Below are 678 nucleotides of genomic sequence, written 5' to 3' on the forward strand. Positions count from 1 at the left end.
ATCATGCGCCATTTTTATTTACTTTATTCGAGAATTATCTGTTAATGAGGGGTTAAAGTTAAAATAGAGTTCAAAGTGATGATTTTTTAAGAGGTTATAATTTCATGACAATCCAATAGTCCTTTATTAAATTATTATGTTCATTAATTTTGAATATTAGAATTGTTTTATTTTACTTTTTATTTAAATTAATCCTGTTCGTTTATTTATTTTTTTAAATAATATTTTTATATTTAATTCAAAATTTAATGAATTTTTCTAAAAAAGCATACATTTATAATAAATAATCATGATAAATATTAATGTTATTTATTGTCAATTTTTTGACTTATAATTATAATAATGAAATGGAGCTTGTTTAATGTTTTTGACTAGAATTGGTTATGGAATTATTTATTTCTTAGACCTTATATATGAAATCCTTAAATCAACAATTGATGTTGCTTTTAATGGAATTATGAGGAGAAATATTGATCCTGTAATTGTTGACATTGAAACTGTCCTTGAAAGACCTGTTTCACAAACAATTTTGGCTAACAGTATTTCTTTAACTCCTGGTACTTTGTCTGTTGATTTAGACACTGAAAATAACATTATCAAAGTAGCTGCTATTTCTCCAAGAAGTAAAGAGGATATCATTCCTTTTGAAAAATATATAAAGAAAATGTTGGAATAAAA

Annotated in this window: 1 protein-coding gene; it reads left to right on the forward strand. The window is 22.9% G+C overall.

What is annotated here, in order from left to right:
- The first annotated feature begins 361 nt into the window (after positions 1-361).
- Positions 362-676 (forward strand): monovalent cation/H+ antiporter subunit E, encoded by a 315-nt coding sequence (locus tag Q4Q55_RS10590; RefSeq protein ID WP_303372759.1) that lies wholly within the window; start codon positions 362-364, stop codon positions 674-676.
- Positions 677-678: the final 2 nt, after the last annotated feature.

The sequence above is a fragment of the Methanobrevibacter sp. genome, assembly GCF_030539555.1.
Classification (GTDB): domain Archaea; phylum Methanobacteriota; class Methanobacteria; order Methanobacteriales; family Methanobacteriaceae; genus Methanocatella.

Excerpts from the sequence above, each read along its gene's own strand:
- Q4Q55_RS10590 (WP_303372759.1), top strand. The coding sequence starts at position 362 with ATGTTTTTGACTAGAATTGGTTATGGAATTATTTATTTCTTAGACCTT.